General features: G+C 67.0%; 21 protein-coding genes. 12 read left to right on the forward strand and 9 right to left on the reverse strand.

The genetic code is table 11. The features are described from left to right. Positions 1-93 precede the first annotated feature (93 nt). Genes RXV79_RS23025 through RXV79_RS23035 form a run of 3 tightly spaced genes read right to left on the reverse strand, consistent with a single transcriptional unit; the run spans position 94 to position 2,258 of the window. Positions 94-774 carry a TetR/AcrR family transcriptional regulator gene (locus tag RXV79_RS23025; protein ID WP_316700422.1) on the reverse strand — a complete coding sequence of 227 codons (681 nt, stop codon included), beginning with the start codon at positions 772-774 and terminating at the stop codon, positions 94-96. A 36-nt stretch (positions 775-810) separates the two neighbouring features. After that, complete coding sequence (locus RXV79_RS23030) at positions 811-1,266, reverse strand: type II 3-dehydroquinate dehydratase (RefSeq protein ID WP_316700423.1); 456 nt, start codon at positions 1,264-1,266, stop codon at positions 811-813. Then, positions 1,263-2,258, reverse strand: a complete 996-nt coding sequence (locus RXV79_RS23035) for a TRAP transporter substrate-binding protein (protein ID WP_413816640.1) — start codon at positions 2,256-2,258, stop codon at positions 1,263-1,265. Before RXV79_RS23035 ends, RXV79_RS23030 begins: the two co-directional genes overlap by 4 nt. A gap of 101 nt (positions 2,259-2,359) precedes the next feature. On the opposite strand from RXV79_RS23035, the gene RXV79_RS23040 reads away from it, so the two are divergent. Next, a complete protein-coding gene (locus RXV79_RS23040; RefSeq protein ID WP_316700424.1) occupies positions 2,360-3,178 on the forward strand; it encodes an IclR family transcriptional regulator in 819 nt (272 codons plus the stop codon). A gap of 9 nt (positions 3,179-3,187) precedes the next feature. On the opposite strand, the gene RXV79_RS23045 is transcribed toward RXV79_RS23040, so the two are convergent. The 4 genes from RXV79_RS23045 to RXV79_RS23060 are packed head-to-tail and all read right to left on the reverse strand — an operon-like array spanning position 3,188 to position 4,988. After that, positions 3,188-3,595, reverse strand: a complete 408-nt coding sequence (locus tag RXV79_RS23045) for a DUF1801 domain-containing protein (protein ID WP_316700426.1) — start codon at positions 3,593-3,595, stop codon at positions 3,188-3,190. Between the two features lie 40 nt (positions 3,596-3,635). Next, entirely contained in the window at positions 3,636-4,040 is a 405-nt protein-coding gene (locus tag RXV79_RS23050; RefSeq protein ID WP_316700427.1) for a VOC family protein, read from the reverse strand. Beyond that, entirely contained in the window at positions 4,037-4,528 is a 492-nt protein-coding gene (locus RXV79_RS23055) for a helix-turn-helix domain-containing protein (RefSeq protein ID WP_316700428.1), read from the reverse strand. The genes RXV79_RS23050 and RXV79_RS23055 overlap by 4 nt, the downstream gene beginning before the upstream one ends. Before the next feature lies 1 nt (position 4,529). Continuing rightward, on the reverse strand, positions 4,530-4,988 hold the full coding sequence (locus RXV79_RS23060) for a DUF1801 domain-containing protein (protein WP_316700429.1): 459 nt from the start codon (positions 4,986-4,988) through the stop codon (positions 4,530-4,532). 76 nt (positions 4,989-5,064) lie between these two features. Between RXV79_RS23060 and RXV79_RS23065 the strand changes: the two genes are divergently transcribed. The 11 genes from RXV79_RS23065 to RXV79_RS23115 all read left to right on the forward strand — a co-directional run bounded on the left by RXV79_RS23065 (position 5,065) and on the right by RXV79_RS23115 (position 13,890). Further along, entirely contained in the window at positions 5,065-5,979 is a 915-nt protein-coding gene (locus RXV79_RS23065) for an MBL fold metallo-hydrolase (RefSeq protein ID WP_316700430.1), read from the forward strand. A 15-nt stretch (positions 5,980-5,994) separates the two neighbouring features. After that, positions 5,995-6,855 (forward strand): delta(1)-pyrroline-2-carboxylate reductase family protein, encoded by an 861-nt coding sequence (locus tag RXV79_RS23070; protein ID WP_316700431.1) that lies wholly within the window; start codon positions 5,995-5,997, stop codon positions 6,853-6,855. 214 nt (positions 6,856-7,069) lie between these two features. Further along, positions 7,070-8,167, forward strand: a complete 1,098-nt coding sequence (locus tag RXV79_RS23075) for a porin (RefSeq protein WP_316700432.1) — start codon at positions 7,070-7,072, stop codon at positions 8,165-8,167. A gap of 327 nt (positions 8,168-8,494) precedes the next feature. Next, positions 8,495-9,181, forward strand: coding sequence for a DUF2628 domain-containing protein (locus RXV79_RS23080; protein ID WP_316700433.1), 687 nt, complete (start codon positions 8,495-8,497; stop codon positions 9,179-9,181). Between the two features lie 31 nt (positions 9,182-9,212). Continuing rightward, a complete protein-coding gene (locus tag RXV79_RS23085; protein ID WP_316700434.1) occupies positions 9,213-9,638 on the forward strand; it encodes a GFA family protein in 426 nt (141 codons plus the stop codon). Between the two features lies 1 nt (position 9,639). Beyond that, entirely contained in the window at positions 9,640-10,347 is a 708-nt protein-coding gene (locus tag RXV79_RS23090) for a class I SAM-dependent methyltransferase (protein WP_316700435.1), read from the forward strand. A 9-nt stretch (positions 10,348-10,356) separates the two neighbouring features. Further along, positions 10,357-10,752, forward strand: a complete 396-nt coding sequence (locus RXV79_RS23095; protein WP_316700436.1) for a hypothetical protein — start codon at positions 10,357-10,359, stop codon at positions 10,750-10,752. 135 nt (positions 10,753-10,887) lie between these two features. Beyond that, positions 10,888-11,859, forward strand: a complete 972-nt coding sequence (locus tag RXV79_RS23100) for a hypothetical protein (RefSeq protein ID WP_316700437.1) — start codon at positions 10,888-10,890, stop codon at positions 11,857-11,859. A gap of 94 nt (positions 11,860-11,953) precedes the next feature. Beyond that, complete coding sequence (locus tag RXV79_RS23105) at positions 11,954-12,592, forward strand: LysE family translocator (protein WP_316700438.1); 639 nt, start codon at positions 11,954-11,956, stop codon at positions 12,590-12,592. A gap of 30 nt (positions 12,593-12,622) precedes the next feature. Next, positions 12,623-13,117, forward strand: coding sequence for a hypothetical protein (locus RXV79_RS23110; RefSeq protein WP_316700439.1), 495 nt, complete (start codon positions 12,623-12,625; stop codon positions 13,115-13,117). A gap of 68 nt (positions 13,118-13,185) precedes the next feature. Further along, the gene (locus RXV79_RS23115) at positions 13,186-13,890 is read left to right on the forward strand and encodes a CPBP family intramembrane glutamic endopeptidase (protein WP_316700440.1); all 705 of its coding nucleotides are present in this window, start codon (positions 13,186-13,188) and stop codon (positions 13,888-13,890) included. Here RXV79_RS23115 and fghA read toward each other — a convergent pair. After that, positions 13,875-14,708, reverse strand: coding sequence for an S-formylglutathione hydrolase (fghA, locus tag RXV79_RS23120; protein ID WP_316700441.1), 834 nt, complete (start codon positions 14,706-14,708; stop codon positions 13,875-13,877). The two genes, RXV79_RS23115 and fghA, sit on opposite strands and share 16 nt — an antisense overlap. Continuing rightward, on the reverse strand, positions 14,708-15,817 hold the full coding sequence (locus RXV79_RS23125; RefSeq protein WP_316700442.1) for an S-(hydroxymethyl)glutathione dehydrogenase/class III alcohol dehydrogenase: 1,110 nt from the start codon (positions 15,815-15,817) through the stop codon (positions 14,708-14,710). Before RXV79_RS23125 ends, fghA begins: the two co-directional genes overlap by 1 nt. Positions 15,818-15,866 lie beyond the last annotated feature (49 nt).

A 15,866-nucleotide genomic window follows, 5' to 3' on the forward strand; every position in this document is an offset into this window, starting at 1 on the left:
CCGGTCGCGAGTTTGTACGAACTGGTTAGTTTTATTGCTGGTGAAAACACCTAAGCCTCCGCTCTCGCGGAAGCCGAGACAAGGAAAGGGAAATCAGCCCTTGCGCACGAAGCGCACGATCATCTCGACCACGTTTTCGCGGCGCTCGGCGATGTAGGCCGGCGAGGCCATGTCGAGCTTGAAGATGAGGCCGAAGGTGTGGCGGTTGGAGACGTTGAAGAAGCTCAGCGCCGAGATCGACGCGTGGATGTCGATCGGGTTCAGCCCCCTGCGGAAGAGGCCGGCCTTCACGCCGCGCTCGTAGAGGTTCTTGATCGCGGCGATCGCCGGGACGTTGAGCTCCTGGATGCGCGGGCTCTGCGCCAGGTATTCGCCGCGGTGGATGTTCTCCGACATCACGAGGCGGATGTAGTTCTCGTGGTGCAGGTGGTGGTCGAAGGTGAAGGCGACCAGGCGGCGCAGGCCTTCCTCGGGCTCCAGGTCCTGCAGGTGCAGCTCGGCCTCCACGTCGCGCACGCGCCTGTAGGCCTCTTCGAGCACGGCAAGGTAGAGGCCCTCCTTGCTGCCGAAGTAGTAATAGATCATGCGCTTGGACGTGTTGGTCGCCGCGGCGATCTCGTCGATGCGCGCGCCGGCCAGGCCCTTCTCGCCGAACTCGGCTTCGGCCACTTCGAGGATGTTGGCCTTGGTGCGCTCCGGGTCGTTGGTGCGCGTCGGGGCGGCTTTCTTCGAGGCCGGCCGCGCAGCGCGCGAACGCTGTACTGGTTCGTTCATTCCGGCAGTTTAAGCGCCGGAATGCCCTGCCCCGCATCAGGCCGCCTTGGCTTCCTTGGCCCATTCGGCCGCGGTGCGGAAGGCCGCCATGTACGAGCGCCACCCGAGCCCCTGCACGGTGCCTTTGACCGCCGACGAGATGATCGAGTGGTGCCGCCACACTTCGCGCGCCGCGATGTTCGACATGTGCACCTCGATCACCGGGAAGGGCATGGCCTTGATCGCGTCGTGCAGCGACACGCCGTGTTGCGTGAGGCCCGCCGGGTTCAGCAGCGCGCCGGCCGCGAGGTCGATGTTCTCGTGGAACTTGTCGACCAGCGCGCCCTCGTGGTTCGACTGGAAGGTCTCGATGTCGACCTCCAGCTCGCGCGCCAGCGCGCTGAGCTTCTCGTTGATCTCGGCCAGCGTCGTCGTGCCGTAGATGTGCGGCTCGCGGCGGCCGAAGAGGTTGAGGTTGGGGCCGTGCAGCACCAGGATCTTCGGCCGACTCATGGCTTGCCCTTCGCCAGTTCGGCCTGGTAGAGCTTGACGATCGCCGGGTCGTAGCTGGCGGCGAAGCGCTCGGTCACCGGCTTGGCGATCGCGCCCATGCGCGCCTGCTCGGCCGGGCTCACCTCGTTGTACTGCATGCCCTTCGCCTGCAGCTCGGCCACCGCCTTCTGGGCCGCCGCGCGGCTCACCTGCCGCTGGTAGCTGCGCGCTTCGTTGGCTGCGTCGTGCAGGATCTTCTGCTCCACCGGTGAGAGCCTGTCCCAGAACTTCTTGCTGACGAGCAGGATGTTGGCCGCGTACACGTGCTGCGTGGCGCTCACGAACTTGTTCACCTCGAAGAACTTGTTCGACAGGATCACGGCGAACGGGTTCTCCTGGCCATCGACGGCCTTCGCTTCGAGCGCGCCGTAGAGCTCGGCAAACGGCATCGGCACCGGGTTCGCCTTGAAGGCCTTGAAGGTCTCGAGGAACACCGGGTTGGGGATCACGCGCAGCTTCAGGCCGTCGAGGTCTTCGGCCTTGGTGATGGGCCGCTTGCTGTTGGTGACGTTGCGAAAGCCCAGGTCCCAGTAGCCGAGGCTCACGAGGCCTTTCTCGGGCAACCTGGCCAGCAGCGCCTGGCCGAAGGGGCCGTCGAGCAGCGCATCGGCCTGCGCGTAGCTGCTCACCGCGAAGGGGAAGTCGATGAGGCCGAACTCCTTCACGATGCCCGCGAGCGAGGTGGTCGCCGGGGCCGACATCTCCTGCACGCCGCCTTGCAGCGCCGACTGCTGCTGCAACTCGTTGCCGAGTTGCGACGACGGGAACTCCTGCACCTTGAGCTTGCCGCCGCTCTTCGCGGACACGAGCTCGGCGAAGCGCTTGGTGCCCAGGCTCACGGGGTGGTCGGGGTTGTTGAGGTGGCCGAACTTGATCGTGCGGTCCTGGATGTCCTGTGCGCCGGCGGCGGTGAAGCTCAGCGCAAGCGCGGCAAGGGTGAAGAGGCGTTTCACGGGCGAAGTCTCCTGTCGAGGCGGCCTTCGACGAGGCCGATGCGCGGCATGATGGAGCCCCAGGCTGAACGCCATTCCGAACTGGAATTGCATTCCGAATCATGAGAAAGCACGAAGCACCACCACCGCCGGCCGGCACGCTGGAGCGGGCGTTCCGCATCCTCGAACTGCTGGCCCAGCAACCCGAGGGCCTCGCGCTCGCGGCGATGGCCGACGAGCTGGCGCTGCCGCGCAGCGCCTGCCATCGCCTGCTGACGGAGATGGTCCGCTGCGGCTACGTGCGGCAGGTCACGAGCCGCGGCGACTACGCGCTCACCACCAAGCTGCCGGCAATGGGCCTGAGCTTTCTCGGTGGCTCGGGCGTGGTCGACATCGCGCAGCCCATCATCGACCGCCTGGCCGAATTGAGCGGTGAGCTGGTGCGGCTCGCGCTGGTGGACGGCGACCGCCTCACCTTCGTCGCCAAGGCACAAGGTGCCCGCACCGGCCTGCGCTACGACCCCGACATGGGCATCGACGTGCGCCTCTCGTGCAGCGCCGGTGGCCACGCCTGGCTGATGACGCTCACCGAAGAGCGCGCCGCCGAACTCGTGTCCTTGCAGGGCTTCGGCTCGCCCAAGGAATTCGGCCCCAAGGCCCCGACCACCTTCAAGGCCTTGTGGAAGACGCTCGACGAGGACCGCAAGCGCGGCTTCAGCACCATCGTCGAGATGTACGCGCCGGGCATGACGGCCATGGCCGCGCCGGTGCGGCGGCGCGGACAGGAGGCCCTTGGCGTGATCACCATCGCGGGGCCGCTGCTGCGGCTCACGCCGCAGCGCATGGCGCAACTCGGCCCGGCGCTGATGGAGGCCGCGAACGAGCTGGCCATGGCCAGCGCCAGCTCGCCGCTCTTCAGTCAGAAAGGCAGGATGGCCTGAGGGCCTGCGCTACTTCTTCGCGCCTGCCTTGTTGACTTCGGCCGCCGCCTTGAAGAGCGCCTTCAGCGCCTTCTTGTCGAGCGTGTCGCCCTCGCGGAAGTCGATCGCGCGGCGCACGTTGCCGTCGAGGCTGGAGTTGAAGAGCCCGGCCGGGTCGGGCACCGAGGCGCCCTTCGCGAAGGTGGTCTTCACCGCGGCCTTGTAGCTCTCGCCGGTGCAGAGGATGCCGTTCGACGACCACACCGGGTTGTTCCACTTCCACTCTTCCACCACGTCGGGCACCGCTTCCTTGATCAGCGCACGGATCTGCGAAAGCGTCTCGCCGCGCCAGCCGCCGAGCTCGGCGATGCGCCGGTCGATGTGATGGGCGGCTTCATCGTTGCCCGTCGCCGCTGCGCTCTTCTTCACTGTGGCCATGCCTGGGTCTCCATACAAGCCGGGAAAGCACATCGCGCCCTCACCGGCGCGACTGGATCATCTTCCAACCGTTGCCCGACGGGTCGCGAAACCCCGCGTCCACCGTGCCGAAGCGCTCGATCGGCTCCTGCGTGAACTCGACGCCCTGGCCCAGCATGCGGTCGTAGGCGCCGCGGCAGTTGTCGACCTCGAGCACCAGCGGCGGCATCGCACCCTTGGCCACCACCTCGCGCAAGGCCTGCGCGGTGGCCTCGTCATGCACCGGCGGGCCGGGCACGAAGAGGCCGAGCTGGAAGGCCGGCTGGTCGGGGTGCTGCACCGTCAGCCAGCGATAGGGGCCGTTGCGCACGTCGGTGTGCACCTTGAAGCCGAGCTTGTCGACATAGAACGAGAGCGCCTCGTCCTGGTCATGCACATACAAACCCACCACTTGAACTTGTGTCATGGAAGCTCCTTGTTGTTGAGGGTTCCCGTTATAGGTTCGGCCTCGCGGCGGCGCTTCTCCGAAACTGCTGTCGTGAGATGCGGCCGCTGCGCAGCGCTCACCACGCAGTGCGGCACGCGGCCCAGGTCTTGCGCGTCGGCACGGGCACGCTCGCGCACCGCGCTCGGGCTTTCGCCGGTGATGTCGCGGAAGGTGCGGCCAAAGGTGCCGAGGCTCTCCCAGCCGGTCTGGAAGGCGATGTCGATGATGGGCTGGTCGGTGTCGCGCAGGAGCGCCGTCGCGCGCTCGATGCGCCGGGTGAGCAGGTAGCGGTGCGGTGGCACGCCGAAGGCCTGCTTGAACTGGCGCGCGAAGTGGGCCGCCGACACGCCGCTCACCTCGGCCAGCCGTTCGACGGGCCAGGCCTCGTGCGAGGCGGCATCCATGCGGTCTTTCGCGCGCAGCAGGCGGCGGAGCAGTTGCGGGTCTTGTCCGATGGAAGTCGCCACGCTACATCGCCTTGCCACCGGCGCTCGGCGAGCCGCCGTTCCAACCGGGGATCGCGGCCGCCTGCTTGAGCCACGCGGCGAGCTGCTGTTCGTCGGGGATGCCGTCTTCGCGGATGTCGAGGTAGCGCGTTTCAGGCGTCTTCGAGGTGCCCGGCGGCATGGGCTCGAGCGAGGTGCCGCGGAAGAAAGTCACCTTCACATACTGGTTGAAGCAGTGGTAGCTGACGAACCAGCCCTGCCCCTCGACGCCATAGAACGGCGAGTTCCACTTCACCGCCTTGCGCACGCCGGGCACGGTGCGCTCGATCAGCGCGTCGAGCTTCTTGCCGATGGCGCGCTTCCAGTCGGGCATCGCGTCGATGTAGGCCTGCACGGGCGCGTCGCCATCGCCTTTGGCGATCTGCGGGTTGCCGCCGGAGAGCAGCTTCGGGGACGTCTTGGCGGGCGTGGCAGAGGGCATCTCGGCTCCCTGGGGTGAGCGTCGGCGTACTGTAGAGGCGAACGCAAGGTCTCCCCACCTCGCCTAGCATCCACCCATGCAGCCCAACACCCCCAGCGCCACCTTCGGCCCGGTCACCGTCTACTTCGGCGAGAAGTCCGGCAAGTACCCTGATGGCAACCAGGTCATCGTGCACGGCGGCGACACCGTCGTCGCGTTCGACACGCCCAAGGTCGCCAACCGCCTGGGCGCCGCGGTGTTCGACGATGCGGTCGACATGGTGATCCTCGGCCACGTCCACGAAGACCACATGTGCGGCCTGCACCGGCTGCCGCGGGCCCCGGTGCATGTGCACGAGGCCGACGTGGACGCCGCCCGCAGCTGGGAGGGCCTGCGCCGCCACTTCGGCTACCCGGCCCCGGCACTCGATGCGTTTCGCGCGAAGCTCGATGACGAATTCACCTACATGCCACGGCCCGACGCACTGGCCTACGCCGACGGCGCCGAGTGGGACCTCGGCGGCGGTGTGCGCGTGCGCGCGGTGCACCTGCCGGGGCACACCGCCGGCCACTGCGCGCTCATCGTCGAGCCGCACGGCATCGCCTTCATCGGCGACATGGACCTCTCGAGCTTCGGGCCCTATTACGGCGACGCCACCTCCAACCTCGGCCTGTTTCGCCAATCGCTCGCGCGCCTGCCCGAGCTGGATGCGAAGGTCTGGATCACCTCGCACCACAAGGGCGTCTACACCGAGCGCGGCGCGTTCGACGACGCGCTGCGGGCCTACACCGCGCGCCTCGACGAGCGCGAAGCCGGCCTGATCGAGCGACTGCGCGCGGGGCCGCTCAGCCTCGACGAGCTCGTGGCGCACGGCTTCCTGTATCCGGCGGGGTTCAACCCTTCGCCGTCGGCCCAGGCCATCGAGCGCTGGTCGATCACGCAACATCTCGACGAGCTGATCGCCGCGGGACGGGTGACGCGCGACGGCGAGCGACACCGGCTCTGCGCCTGAGCGCAAGCGGCGACCATGACCACGCCCCTCGTCTGCGATGCGGCCCGCACCGCGCAACTGCTCGACTTCCATGCACTGATGGACGCCGTCGCGCAGGCCGCCATCGAGATCGAAGAAGGCACCCTGCTCAGCCCGCCGCGTATGGTGGTGCCGTTCGGCCAAGGCGGCGTGATGCTCAGCATGCCGGCCACCGCCCCCGACATCGCCGTGCACAAGCTCGTGAACGTGCAACGCGCCAATGCACAGCACGGGCTGCCCACGATCCACGGCATCGTGACGACGTGCGACGCCGCCACCGGCCAGCCGCTGTGCCTGCTCGACGGCCCCGAAGTCACCGGCCGCCGCACCGCCGCGGTGACGCTGCTCGCGCTGCGCGCGCTGCTCGGCCGCGCGCCGCAGCAGGTGCTGCTGATTGGTGCAGGTGCGCAGTCGCGTCACCACCAACTCGCCTTGCAGACGGTCTTTCCGCAAGCGCATGTGCAGGTGCGCGGGCGCGATGCAGTGAGGGCCGAGGTGCCCGACGAGGTCGATGCGGTGATCACGCTCACCACCAGCACCGAGCCGGTGTACGACGAGCCGGCCCGCGCCGGCCGCGTCGTCATCGGGGTAGGGGCCTTCAAGCCCGAGATGGCCGAGATCGGCAAGCGCACGCTGGACGGCAGCGATCTCTATGCCGACGACCCACTCGGTGCGCGACACGAGGCCGGCGACCTGCTGCGGGCCGGGGTCGACTGGTCGCGGGTGAAGTCGCTCGGCAGCTTGCTGAAAGAAGCGCCCGACCGTCACCGCCCGGCGGTCTTCAAGAGCGTGGGCACTGCCGCGTGGGACCTCGCCGCCGCTCGCACGGCACTGCGTGCGTTGAGGTCAACGATCTAGAACTCAACCCTGGCGATTCTTGCGAAAAGCGAGATGGCCTGTTGCGCTGCAGCAGCTTGGTCGACACCAGGGCTCTCCCTAGGATGCGGCACCAAGACGCGGTCGCCGGTCGGTGACCGCCGCTGCTGAAAGTCGAAGCCCCATGGCTGCATCGACTGTCTGCACGCGCCCGCCTGGCGAGGGGGTCTGCCTCACTGATCGGAGAAGTATTCGCATGCGATCCAAAGTCCAACACCTCGCGCTCACCACCATCGCGCTGGCCGCCAGCGCCGCCGCATCGGCCCAGACGACCGCCGCACCCTCCAGCACCGTCACGATCTACGGCGTGGCCGACGCCTTCGTGCAATACGCCGACGGCGCCAACCGCCTGACCCGCGTGCAGAGCGGCGGCCTCGCCGGCTCGCGCCTCGGCTTCCGCGGCAACGAAGACCTCGGTGGCGGCCTGCGCGCCATCTTCACGCTCGAGCACGGCATCAACCTCGACGACGGCACCAACGGCCAGGGCGCCTTCTGGGGCCGCCAGGCTTTCGTGGGCCTGAGCGACAGCAGCATCGGCTCGGTCACGCTCGGCCGCCAGTACGGCAGCCTCTACCCGCTGACCAGCGACTTCAGCGAATTCGCCAACGGCGTGTACGGCCCGAGCACCGCGGTGATCGGCGGCTTCGGTGGCTACGAGCCGGTGCGCGGCAGCGCCAACTCGGCCACCGCCAACGGCGGCCCGTCGCGCGTCAACAACTCGGTGAAGGCGGAGAGCGCCTCCTTCGGCGGCGTGAAGGTCGGCGCCCTGTGGGGCCTCGGTGAAGCCGCCGGCAGCACCACCGGCACCCGCGTGGCCGATGCCTGGGTGCGCTACACCGGCGGCCCGCTCGACGCGATGCTCTCCTTCGTCGACGACAAGATCGACGCCAGCGGCTTCAGCGTGCGCACGATCTCCGGCGCCGCGGCCTACTCGTTCGGCGCAGCGCGCGTGACCGGCGGTTATCTGTCGGTCGACGACCGCAGCACCACCGATGCCGATGGCCAAGGCTACTGGGTCGGCGCCGACTACCGCTTCGGCCAGCACCAGGTGAAAGCCCAATGGGTGGAGAACAAGGCCGAGAACGTGAACACCGGCAAGACGCAGGCGCTCGGCGTCGGCTACCAGTTCGACTTCTCGCGCCGCACCGCGCTCTACACCTCGCTCACGCGCTTCAAGAACGAAGGCACCGCCGGCTACGCCAACCGCTGGGCCACGACCCTGCCGGCGAGCCTCACCAGCGCCGACGAACGCAACATCACCGAGCTCGCCCTCGGCATCCGCCACAGCTTCTGATGGCGTGATGTGCGCATGACCGTTTGAACACAAGGTCTCCTCAGGCCTTTTGAGCCCGCCGCGGAAACGCGGCGGGCTTTTTTGCGTGTGGGCGTGGCTGCTCGGCGACGCTGAGTCCGGGTTGGCCCGCTTAGGGAGAGACCCAGTTGGACGGCCAGCCGGTGGCGGTGGCAATGGGTCAGATCATCCGCTGCAAGTGCGCCAAGGCCTGTGAGTGGATCGAAGCGACCATGCGCTACGCATACATGACGATTCATTCCACTCATTTCGAAGGTTAGCGCGCGCCACACTAAACTCGTCTGACACAAACCCGGGATGGAGGCATAGATGTCAGAACGCACCGCCACATACGAAGGCGATTTCGTGACTGTCGCCAGCTGCACGACACCGACCGAGGCGCACCTGCTGAAGGAGACCTTGATCGCGGCCGGCTTGAAAGCCGAAGTCGCCGATGCGAACTTCATTCAAGCCAACCCCTGGATGAGCAACGCTGCTGGAGGCGTCAGAGTCTTGGTTCCCGCCGCGCTTGCAGGGGAAGCAAAGGCAACGGTGGACGCGTTCAATGCCGGCGCATATCAACTTGATGCGAATCACGGTGCACCCGAACAAGGCGACGACGGATCTTCTGTTGCAGACGCGAAGCTGCGCGCATTCCAGATATTCCGTCACCCGGACCGAAAACCGGCGGTCGTGGCGGTCAAGCAAGGCTTCAGCTGGGCCGCGTTCCTCATCGGGCCCTTGTGGTTCCTGCTGAACGGGATGATGCTGACGTTTCTGCTGTCTCTGAGCGTCACGTGGGGCGCGCCTCTGATGATCCGTTCGCTCGCAGGCTCCTACTCTTCGGGCACGCAGGCGCTGGCCGTTACAGCCTTCCTCGCCATCTGGGTGCTGACGGGCTTCGTCGCCAACTTCCTTCTCGGCGAGGAATTGAAGCGCAAAGGCTACGTGCCTGGGCCCTTGCTGCGAGCCAGGTCCGCAGGCGAAGCGATCAATGCCTCGCACACGGCCGCTTGACTTCTCAAGTCATACCTTTCAAGGAGCTCGCATGACTTCATTCACCGGAGGCTGCCTCTGTGGCCAGGTTCGCTACGAGATCGCAGCCGATGCTGGCCCGTCCCGCGTTTGCTGGTGCCGCGACTGCCAGCGCATCGCCTCCAACGGCACCGTCAACGTCATCTTCCCGAGCGACGCCATCCAGGTTTCCGGCTCGCCCGCCAAGCACGACAAGACCGCCGACAGCGGCAACACGGTGACGCGTCGTTTCTGCGCTCACTGCGGCACGCAGCTGTTCTCCGATTCGACGGGTCGGCCAGGGCTGACGGTGGTGAGGGTCGGCACGCTCGACGAACCGTCGGCCGTCAAGCCGACCACCAACATCTGGGTCGGCAGTGCGCCAAGTTGGGCTTGCGTCGATCCATCGCTCGAGCAATTCGACGGCCCGCCGGTCGTGGCGCCGCAGGCGAAGACGTGACATGAACCGCGACCAACTCGAGTCCACCTTCGACCAGCAGGCCGGCACCTACGACCAGCAGTGGGCGAAGCTCGCCCCGTTCCGAGACGGGATTCACCTGCTGATGGCGTCGGTCTTCAGCCGCCTTCCGCGCGACGCCCGCATGCTGTGCGTGGGCGCAGGCACCGGCGCCGAGATCCACTTCCTGGCCGAGCGCTTTCCGGCCTGGACCTTCGTGGCGGTGGAGCCTTCTTCGGGCATGGTCGATACCGCCCGGGCACGTGCGGGGCAGCACGGCTACCTCGACCGCTGCACCTTTCACACCGGCTATCTCGACTCCCTCCCCGCGGGCGGGCCGTTCGACTGCGCCAGCTCGTTGCTGGTGTCGCAGTTCCTGCTCGACCGCGATGAACGAAGAGACTTCTTCCGTGTGATCGCCACTCGCCTCAAACCGGGCGGCATCCTGGCCTCGTCCGACCTGAGCGCCGACACGGAAGGCCCGCACTACGCCAGCCTGCTGGAAGTGTGGCTGCGCACCATGGCGGCGGCCGACCTCTCGCCCGAGCGCGTGCAGCAGATGCGCGATGCCTACAAGCGAGACGTCGCGATCCTGCCGGGTGCCTCGGTCGAGGCGCTCATTACATCCGCAGGCTTCGACGCGCCGGTGCAGTTCTATCAAGCCGGCCTCATCCACGCCTGGTATTGCCAGCGTCTGCAGACCGACGCTTGAGCCGCAGACGTGACGCCACGCAAGCACCTCACCCTGCTGCTGCAAGCCATCGGCGTGTGGTTCATTTTCTGGCTCATCGGCCTGCCGGCCTACTACCAGCAGTACGCCACGGTCACGATGGCGGTCGCCAGCGTCTTGCTGTCGGTCGCCATCTCGCTGGCCGCAATCGCCGTGCTGCGAGGGGTGGACGATGACGCCCGAAAACCGAGAGCCTTCTGGCTGTCGGTCTACTACACCGCCCCGTTCGCCGCGCTGGATGCGCTTTACTGCGGCTGGTATCTGGGCCACGGCCCAGGCTTCCTCGGCAGGTACTGGTATCTCACGGTCTTCTATGTCACGCCGTGGCTCACCTTCATTCCCACCGCGGTGCTGCTGCGCCGACAAAGCACTTCCGCACGCCCGTAGCGGCGCTGGCGTTTGGCCACATCGAGGTCAAGCCGATGCCCCCCTCCTGAGGAGGTAGCGCCCGGTCGTCCAGCAGGTAGCATCCTTGCGGACAGACCACGCCGCTTGTCCAAGTCAACAACCGGGAGGAGCCTCATGAAACGCAACCCAGGCACCCCAAGCGTCACCCGTCTTCTGGCCCTCGCTCTTGCGTTCTCGTTTGGCCCCGCCATTGCAAGCCCGGATCCTTTGCTGGTGGGATGCTGGCGCAGTCAGCAGGTCGAGGTCACGATGTCCGACAAGACGCTGCGGAACACGAATGGTGATTGCGTCATCCAGTACACCGCCACGCAGGCGCTCTCCCGTTGCCAAGCAGACCCCGGGCAAACCGAGAATCTCTCAAGCTACGAAGTCATCGGCCCCGGGCAACTTCGCGTCACGCCGCTGGACCCGGTCACCTCCAAGCCCAAAGCGGCTCCGGCCACGATGGCCTATCGGATCGAAGGCGACTGGTTGCTTTTCGATCGACCGTTCCCATCGCCGGCCGCGACGCAGGCCAAGCAACCGATCAGAATTCGCTCCATCTCGGTTCGTGTGCCAGCCGATGGCACCACACGCTGCGAGCCGCGGGGAGAAACCGGCGTGCGCATTGGCCGGACGCCGAAAAGCTCTCTCTCCGTGAGCGCCCCTCCCGGTTGGCGGCCCTTGCTGCTGGACCCCGCAACCGACAAGCGCCTCGGGCCTGCCGTGAATTCGAGCCTCTTCCTCGGAGCATTCACGCCGATGAACGCAACGGCCGAGCGGCCCGAGACGAACCAGCTGGTCATCGTCCTTGATGACACCCGGCACGGACCGTTGCCTGTGAAAGACGAGAGATTCGAATCGGTCAAGCGGCAGTTTTCCAGTGAGTTCACGAAGGGCCAGATCACCTGCGACGAGCCCGACCGGATATGCGCGTCTATTCGACAACCCGATGGCGGCCATGCCTACACGGAGTTGCTGAACCTCAAGGGGCGGGTCGCGATCATCACCGGCGCTGTCGCCCAGGAGGTGCCTGGTGCCAGCGCCCTTCTTGAGAAGGCCGTGCAAGGGTTCGTCGAAAAGCTTCGCGAAGAGAATCGGAACTGAGGCCTGATTCCGTACCGATCGAAGGTCAGCAAGGACGACACATGACCGCGGCTCGCTGCAATTTACTCGGAATCGTTCTTTCTCCGACGAACCCATGATGACGACTTCCACCTTGCTCGTGTTTGCCGGTGCGGCACTTCTGATGGCACTCACACCGGGGCCGAACATGATCTATCTCGTCTCTCGGTCGCTATGCCAGGGGCGCGCCGCCGGCATCACATCGTGGCTTGGCGTGGTGGTGGGGTTTACCGTTCACATGGTGTGTGCGGCCGTGGGCCTCACGGCACTCTTTCTGGCGGTGCCCCTGGGTTATGAGTTGCTCAAGTTTGCTGGCGCCTTGTACCTGCTCTGGCTGGCCTGGCAGGCTGTACGCCCCGGCGCACGCTCGCCATTCGAGGCGCGAGACCTCCCGCCGGAGCCTGCGCGAAAGCTGTTCGTCATGGGGCTCCTGACCAGCATCCTCAACCCGAAGGTCGCCATCTTCTATCTCTCAGTCTTGCCGCAGTTCATCTCGCCCCAGGCCGGCTCCGTGCTCGCGCAGAGCCTTCTCCTCGGCGGCACGCAGATCGTCATCGGATCTTCCGTGAATCTTGCGGTCACTCTTTCTGCCGCTGGCATTGCAAGCTGGTTCGCCAGGAATCGGTTCTGGCTTGCCGTGCAGCGGTATGTCATGGGCCTGGTTCTCGGCGCGCTCGCCTTCAGGCTCTTGTCTCAGCAACGCAGCGGCACCTGACCGTTCCTTTTCAGCCACACCACACCCAGCATGAGCTCGAACCCCTACGCACCTCCCACCGCCAATGTCGAAGACGTCGCACCGCGCCCAGCCGAAGCCTCACCCGCGCTGTGGAACCCCAGCGCCGCCGCGAAATGGAGCCTGCTCTTCAGCCCCATCTTCGGCGCGGCGGTGCAGATGAAGAACTGGCAGGCCCTGGGTGAGCCGGAGAAGGCGGCGCAGTCGAAGCAATGGCTGATCGCGAGCATCGCCTTCTTCGCGGTGCTCTTCGTGCTGGGGATCGTGCTGCCCGAATCGCGCAGCGTGGACCTCGCCTTCCGCGGCGCGGGCATCGGCCTGCTGGTGGCGTGGTACATGCTCAGCGCCAAGCTGCAGGTCGCCCATGTGGCGGGCCGCTTCGGCACCACGTATCCGCGCAAGGGCTGGGGCAAACCGATCCTCTATGCGCTGCTGAGCTTCGTCGCCTTCCTCGCGGCGGTCTTCGTGCTCGCGTTCGTGGTCGGGCTCTTCCAGGGCGAGGCCTGAACATCAAAGCCTTTCCCTCGGCCGCGCAGGCCGCCCTGCTGCTGCTCGCGGGGTTTCTTTTCCAGTACGTGATCGGCGCCGCGTTCTACGACGCGCGGCACACGCTCGGCCTGAGCCATGAGCAGGTGGCCACGCTGACGATGCTCTTGTCGAACGGCGTCATCGTGGCGGTGGTGACGCAGCTTCTCGGCATCGGCTACCGCGAGTTGCTGCACCCGGGCAAGGCCTCGATGCCCGCGACCTTCTTCCTGCTGGTGCCGCCGATCCTGCTGCTCCTGCCGCTGGTGGTGCTGCTCGACGTGGCGCTCATCGACGCGCTCGAGTTCATGCTGCCCGTCTCGTCCTGGGAGCAAGAGGCGTTCTCGGGCATGACGGCGCTGACCTTGCCCGCCGTCATCGCGACCTGCGTGCTCGCACCGCTCTTCGAGGAGATGCTGTTTCGCGGCATCCTGCTGCGGGCGTTTCTGGAGCTCTACCCACGCGGTGTGGCCATCGGCTATTCGGCACTCTATTTCGGCGCGGCCCACCTCAACGTCTACCAGTTCTTCCTGGCCTTCTTCCTCGGCCTCCTGCTCGGCTGGCTGTACGAACGCTCGCGTTCGCTCATCCCGTGCATCGCGCTGCACGCCGCAGTCAACACCGCAGTGGTGCTGACGGGTGGGGTGGACCTGTCGGCCACCCCTTGGCTCGCCTGGCTCTTGTCGGCGGCGGCGGCCTTGGCAGGGGCGATCGCCTTGCGCAGCCTGCTCCCCACCGATCACGCCAGCAGGTGACGGGCATGGTGGGCGAAATGCTCGCCCAGGAAGCTCGCGATGAAGTAGTAGCTGTGGTCGTGGCCCGGCTGCAGGCGCAGCGTGAGCGGGTGGCCGGCCGCCGCGCAGGCCGCCTGCAGCAACTCGGGGCGCAGCTGGGTGGCGAGGAATTCGTCGGCCTCGCCCTGGTCGACGAGCAGCGCTAGCCGCTCGGTCGCCGTCTTCACGAGTTCCACCGCATCCCACGTGCGCCAGGCGTCGCGGTCGTCGCCGAGATAGGCCGTGAGCGCCTTCTGCCCCCACGGCACCTGCGTGGGCGCCACGATGGGTGAGAAGGCCGACACGCTCCGGTAGCGCCCCGGGTGGCGCAGCGCCGTGACGAGCGCGCCGTGCCCGCCCATCGAGTGGCCGAAGATGCCGCGCCCGCTCGACGCCGGAAAGTGCCGCTCCACCAGCGCCGGCAGCTCCTCGGCCACGTAGTCCTGCATGCGGTAGTGCGCGGCCCACGGTGCCTGCGTGGCGTTGAGGTAGAAGCCCGCGCCCTGCCCCAGGTCGTAGGCCGGGTCGTCGGGCACCGCCTCGCCGCGCGGGCTGGTGTCGGGGGCGACGACGATGAGCCCGTGCTGCGCCGCATGCGCCTGCGCGCCGGCCTTGGTGATGAAGTTCTGTTCGGTGCAGGTCAGGCCCGAGAGCCAGTAGAGCACCGCGCACGGCTCGCCGCGCAGCGCCGCGGGCGGCAGGTAGACGGCGAACTTCATCTCGCAGCCGAGCACGGGCGAGGCGTGTTTCCACACCTCCTGCCGGCCGCCGAAGCTCGCGTGCTGCTCGACGCGCTCCATCAGAAATGAACCACCGAGCGGATCGACTTGCCTTCGTGCATCAGGTCGAAGGCTTCGTTGATGCCAGTGAGCGGCATGGTGTGGGTGACGAAGGGCGCCAGCTCGATGGTGCCGGCCATCGCGTCTTCCACCATGCCGGGCAGCTGGCTGCGGCCCTTCACGCCGCCGAAGGCGGTGCCCAGCCAGCGCCGGCCGGTGACGAGCTGGAAGGGCCGGGTGGAGATCTCCTGCCCCGCGCCGGCCACGCCGATGATGACCGACTGCCCCCAACCGCGGTGCGCGCATTCGAGCGCCGCACGCATCACGTTGACGTTACCGATGCATTCGAAGGAATGGTCGACACCCCAGCCCGTCATCTCGACGATCACCTGCTGGATGGGTTTGTCGAAGTCTTTCGGGTTCACGCAGTCGGTGGCGCCGAAGGTGCGGGCGAGGTCGAACTTCGACGGGTTGGTGTCGATCGCGATGATGCGGCCGGCCTTCGCCATCTTCGCGCCCTGCACCACCGCGAGGCCGATGCCGCCGAGGCCGAAAACGGCCACGCTGTCTCCCGGCTGCACCTTGGCGGTGTTCTTGACCGCGCCGAGGCCGGTGGTCACGCCGCAGCCCAGGAGACACACCTGCTCGGGGTTGGCCTTCGGGTTGATCTTCGCGAGCGACACCTCGGCCACCACGGTGTACTCGCTGAACGTCGAACAGCCCATGTAGTGGTAGAGCGGCTTGCCCTCGAAGGAGAGGCGCGAGCTGCCGTCGGGCATCACGCCCTTGCCCTGCGTGGCCCGCACCGCCACGCACAGGTTGGTCTTGCCGCTCTTGCAGAAGAGGCACTGCCCGCACTCCGCGGTGTAGAGCGGGATCACATGGTCGCCGGGCGCCACGCTCGTCACGCCCTCGCCCACCTCGACCACGATGCCCGCGCCTTCGTGGCCCAGCACCACCGGGAAGAGGCCCTCGGGATCGTCGCCCGAGAGCGTGAACGCATCGGTGTGGCAGACGCCGGTGTGGGTGATCCTGACGAGCACTTCGCCCGCTTTCGGCGGGGCGACGTCGATCTCGACGATCTGCAAGGGCTGGCCTGCTGCAAAGGCCACGGCGGCGCGTGATTTCATGTGGGTCTCCAGAAAGATTCATCTTATCCAGCCCACCCGACAATCAACC

Origin of the sequence: Piscinibacter gummiphilus, assembly GCF_032681285.1 — a bacterium.
GTDB lineage: Bacteria > Pseudomonadota > Gammaproteobacteria > Burkholderiales > Burkholderiaceae_C > Rhizobacter > Rhizobacter gummiphilus_A.